This window comes from Helicobacter ganmani (assembly GCF_003364315.1).
Classification (GTDB): domain Bacteria; phylum Campylobacterota; class Campylobacteria; order Campylobacterales; family Helicobacteraceae; genus Helicobacter_D; species Helicobacter_D ganmani.
This window is the reverse complement of sequence record NZ_NXLS01000025.1, coordinates 1-707: the sequence shown is the minus strand read 5'-3', so window position 1 is coordinate 707 and position 707 is coordinate 1. Positions and strand designations below refer to the sequence as shown.

Below are 707 nucleotides of genomic sequence, written 5' to 3'. Positions count from 1 at the left end.
GAACCTGCGGTTGGATCACCTCCTTTCAAGAGAAAAGACTAAAGATTCGTTTCTTTTAGTTTAAGTTGTTCTTTTCCTGCTTAGTTTTCAGAGATTATTTAACTTTAAAGTAGGGGCTTATAGCTCAGGTGGTTAGAGCGCACCCCTGATAAGGGTGAGGTCGGAGGTTCAAGTCCTCCTAAGCCCACCAGAAATTGTTCTTTATTGATACTTTTTGCAGAGTATGAGATTTTTTTCAGTCATTACCTTATGAGGTAGCTCTTTTTAAAATTTCTAATACAACTACAAAAATCATTCAAAAATAATCAATTTTAATTATTAAACTACCCTATTATGGGGAATTAGCTCAGCTGGGAGAGCGCCTGCTTTGCACGCAGGAGGTCAGCGGTTCGATCCCGCTATTCTCCACCAAAATTAATGCATCATTGGTGTAGTCAATACAATAAAAAGATTCTAATGTAAGTATTTAATAATCCATTCTTTTTTATGCTTAGCATAGAATAGGATTAAAAGAAAGTTAGAAGTAAAAGAAAACAAAAGAAAAACTTCAAACTTCCCTTTAGTGTTTTTATAAATCTTTACATTAGAATCCTAAAAAAGATTCTAAATGTTCTTACACAACTCATTGTTAAAGCCTAAAATAAGTAATAACTACAATCACGCAAATAACCAAGATTGTTTTAATGGATTTACATTCATTAAGGCAG

At 33.2% G+C, this 707-nt stretch carries 2 tRNA genes; both read left to right on the top strand.

The annotated features are described in order from the left end of the window. Positions 1-113 precede the first annotated feature (113 nt). Positions 114-190: transfer RNA gene (locus tag CQA43_RS09350), tRNA-Ile, on the top strand. Positions 191-335: 145 nt separating this feature from the next. Continuing rightward, positions 336-411, top strand: a tRNA-Ala gene (locus tag CQA43_RS09345). The last annotated feature ends 296 nt before the right edge of the window (positions 412-707 follow it).